Annotated in this window: 4 protein-coding genes; all 4 read left to right on the forward strand. The window is 69.9% G+C overall.

The window, feature by feature from the left end; translation table 11 throughout:
* Nucleotides 1–47 precede the first annotated feature (47 nt).
* From C1I93_RS29625 to C1I93_RS29640, 4 genes are read left to right on the forward strand one after another with little or no spacing between them, the layout of a single operon-like run.
* Nucleotides 48–947 carry a carbohydrate ABC transporter permease gene (locus C1I93_RS29625; RefSeq protein WP_111246549.1) on the forward strand — a complete coding sequence of 300 codons (900 nt, stop codon included), beginning with the start codon at nt 48–50 and terminating at the stop codon, nt 945–947.
* Complete coding sequence (locus C1I93_RS29630) at nt 947–1,831, forward strand: carbohydrate ABC transporter permease (protein ID WP_111246550.1); 885 nt, start codon at nt 947–949, stop codon at nt 1,829–1,831. The genes C1I93_RS29625 and C1I93_RS29630 overlap by 1 nt, the downstream gene beginning before the upstream one ends.
* A complete protein-coding gene (locus tag C1I93_RS29635; protein ID WP_181445380.1) occupies nt 1,815–2,471 on the forward strand; it encodes a hypothetical protein in 657 nt (218 codons plus the stop codon). The genes C1I93_RS29630 and C1I93_RS29635 overlap by 17 nt, the downstream gene beginning before the upstream one ends.
* Nucleotides 2,468–3,310, forward strand: a complete 843-nt coding sequence (locus C1I93_RS29640; RefSeq protein ID WP_111246551.1) for a DUF6807 domain-containing protein — start codon at nt 2,468–2,470, stop codon at nt 3,308–3,310. The genes C1I93_RS29635 and C1I93_RS29640 overlap by 4 nt, the downstream gene beginning before the upstream one ends.
* Nucleotides 3,311–3,427 lie beyond the last annotated feature (117 nt).

Consider the following 3,427-nt stretch of genomic DNA (forward strand, 5'->3'; position numbering starts at 1 on the left):
GCACCGGATCCGTCCGCCCTCCCGCCCCCCGGGGCAGGACCGGACGGATCCGGCACGGGGAAGGTCTGGCCGGCTACGTCTTTCTGTCGCCCTGGCTCATCGGTCTGATGGCCATCACGGCGATACCCATGCTGTTGTCGCTCTACCTCAGCTTCACCAACTACGACATCCTGACCCCCTGGTCAGAGGTGGAGTGGGTCGGGCTGGCCAACTACGAACGGATGTTCACCGGCGATCCGTCGTGGTGGCACTCGGTACGGGTCACGCTCAGCTTCGCCCTGATCGCCGTACCGGTGAAACTGGCCGCGGCGCTCGGGGTGGCTCTGCTGCTCAACCGGGCGTGGCGCGGCGTCGGGTTGTTGCGCGGCCTGTTCTACCTGCCGTCGCTGCTCGGCGGCAGCGTGGCGCTGGCCATCGTCTGGGTGAACATGTTCAACCGCGAGGGCGCGTTCAACTCGTTCCTCGCCCTGTTCGGCATCGAGGGCAAGCCCTGGGTCAACGACCCGGACTGGGCCCTGGAGACGCTGATGGTGCTGGCCATCTGGCAGTTCGGCGCCCCGATGGTGATCTTCCTGGCCGGGCTCAAGCAGGTGCCGACCGAGCTGTACGAGGCCGCCTCGGTCGACGGGGCCAGCAAGTTCCGCCAGTTCGTCAACGTGACCCTGCCGATGCTCTCCCCGGTGATCTTCTTCAACCTGGTGCTGGAGACCATCAACGGCTTCCAGGGCTTCACCGCGGCGTTCGTGCTCAGCAACGGCACCGGCGGACCTGTCGACTCGACCCTGATGTACACGCTCAACCTCTACATCACCGGCTTCACCGAGCTGCAGATGGGCTACGCCTCCGCGATGGCCTGGGTCTTCCTGATCGCCATCGCGCTGATCACGGCCGTCTTCTTCAGCACCGGCCGGTTCTGGGTGCACTACTCCGACGGGGAGGACCGCTGATGGTCGCGAACACCGTGGCCCCGCCCGTGGCGGTCGGTCCGCGCCGGCCGCGCAGCCGCTCCTGGCTGCGACTGGTCATCCTGCTGGCGATCGTCACGGTCGTGCTCTATCCGCTGATCTGGATGATCGGCACCTCGTTCAAGTCACAGCAGGAGATCGTCAACAACATCGGGCTGCTGCCGGAGCAGTTCACCCCGGGCAACTACACCGACGGCTGGGGCAACTTCGACGTCAGCTTCGGCCGGTTCTTCCTCAACAGCGCGATGGTCAGCCTGCTGACCGTGGTCGGCAACGCGGTGAGCTGCCTGCTGGCCGCGTACGCCTTCGCCCGGTTGCGGTTCCGGCTGCGCAAGGTGTGGTTCGCCGTCATGATCGGGACGCTGCTGCTCCCCAGCCACGTGCTGATCGTGCCGCAGTACATCCTCTTCCGCACCTTCGGACTGGTCGGCGGCGACTGGCCGTACCTGCCGCTGCTGATCCCGCAGTTCCTCGCCACCGAGGCGTTCTTCGTCTTCCTGATGGTGCAGTTCATGCGCAGCATCCCGCGTGAGCTGGACGAGGCGGCGCGGATCGACGGGGCCGGCGCGTTCGGCATCTTCCGGCACGTCATCCTGCCGCTGAGCCGACCCGCCCTGGTCACCACGGCGATCTTCTCGTTCATCTGGACCTGGAACGAGTTCTTCCGGCAACTGGTCTTCCTGTCCAACCTGAGCGACTACACGGTGCCGGTGGCGCTGACCCTGTTCATCGACTCGACAAGCCAGAGCGCGGTCGGCCCGATGTTCGCCATGGCGGTACTCTCCCTGCTGCCGGTCTTCGTGTTCTTCGTCGCCTTCCAACGGATGCTCGTCGAGGGGATCAACACCAGTGGTCTCAAGGGTTGACGTCTCAGCGGCGCGCCGCGACTGGCGCGACACCGTCCGCGACGGTGCCGACCTGGCGCTGCTGGGGATCCTGACCGTGCTCGCCGCGGCACCGGTGCTGACCGCCGGTGCCGCGGTCGGCACCGCCAGCGCGGCAGTGCACGATTGGCTCAGCACCGGCACCTGGCCCACCGCCCGGCGTACGCTGTCCCGGTTCGGCCGGGGCCTGCTGCCCGGGTTGCCGGCGACGGTGCTCGGGCTCGCCGTCGTCATTCTGCTCGCACTCGACCTGCTCGCGCTGGCCAGCGGCCGGGTGCCGGGCGGAGCGGTGGCCCTGAGCCTGACCACTGTCGTCGCGGCGGGCCTGCTCGGGTACGCCGCCGCGATCGTGGTCGAGGTGGGCCGCGCCGGCGGTGCCGGGTGGTGGTCGGCGGCCACCCGAGCCGCCCGCGCCTGCCTCGACCACCCCGCGACCTGGGCCGGCCTGGCCGGCACCGGCCTGGTCGCGGCGCTGCTCGGGGTGCTGGTCACCCCGGTCGCGGTGCCGATTCTCGCCGGTTATGCGCTGGCCGCCATGCACGCCGTCGCCCGCCGGGGGCTGCGGACCACCGATTCCCGCCGGCTCGACGCGCTGTCGGGAACCCGGGCGGAGGTGTCATGACCGACGCCGATCACGCCGACCAGGAGTTGCTCGTCGACTCAGTGCCGGTCGCCCGGTACGTCCTCGCCCCCGACCTGGACGTCACCCACGGGCCCCGCCCCTACCTGCACCCGGTGCGTACGCTGGCGGGCACCCCGGTCAGCGACGCACTCCCCGCCGACCACGTCTGGCACCTCGGGGCCTCCCTCGCCGTGCAGGACGTCAACGGCACCAACCTCTGGGGTGGGCGCACCTACGTCCGCGACGTCGGCTACACCTGGCGCCCCGACCACGGTCGGATCGTGCACACCGGATGGGAACACCTGTCGACCGACCGGCTCGACCACCGGCTGCACTGGTGCGACCCGACCGGCGCGGTGCTGCTCACCGAGCGGCGCATCCTCACCGCCTCGGCCGCTCCCGAACTCGGCGACGCCTGGCGGCTCGACATCGACAGTGCCCTCACCGCCCCCGCCGACCGGGATGTCGTGCTGGGCAGCCCGGCCACCAACGGCCGCCCCGGCGGGGCCGGCTACGGCGGGTTCTTCTGGCGGGCGGTGGCCGCCGAACCGCCCGAGGTGTTCACTGACTCGTTGACCGGCGAGGAGGCGGTCAACGGCTGCGATGCGCCGTGGGTGGCGCTGCACGGCCGGGCGCCGCAGGGCGGGGCGTACACCCTGATCTTCACCGGTCTGGGCCCCGGCGACCGGTGGTTCGTCCGCACCACCATGTATCCCGGAGTCTGTGTCGCCTTCGCCTTCGACCACACCGCCACCATCCCCGCCGCGACCACCCGCTCCGCCCACTACCGGGTCGTCATCGCCGACGGCTGGTTGCCCCCCGACGCGATCACCCTGTGACCCGCACCCCGCCTCCTGCGTCGATCATGGAGTGGTGGTGCCGGAATCGAGACGGAAAGTCGTCTTTGTCACCCACCACAACTGCATGATCGCCGAGGCGGGGGCGGGGGCGGGGGG

Origin of the sequence: Micromonospora endophytica (assembly GCF_003236305.1) — a bacterium.
Taxonomy (GTDB): domain Bacteria; phylum Actinomycetota; class Actinomycetes; order Mycobacteriales; family Micromonosporaceae; genus Micromonospora; species Micromonospora endophytica.

Excerpts from the sequence above, each read along its gene's own strand:
- C1I93_RS29630 (WP_111246550.1), top strand. The coding sequence starts at position 947 with ATGGTCGCGAACACCGTGGCCCCGCCCGTGGCGGTCGGTCCGCGCCGG.
- C1I93_RS29640 (WP_111246551.1), top strand. The coding sequence starts at position 2,468 with ATGACCGACGCCGATCACGCCGACCAGGAGTTGCTCGTCGACTCAGTG.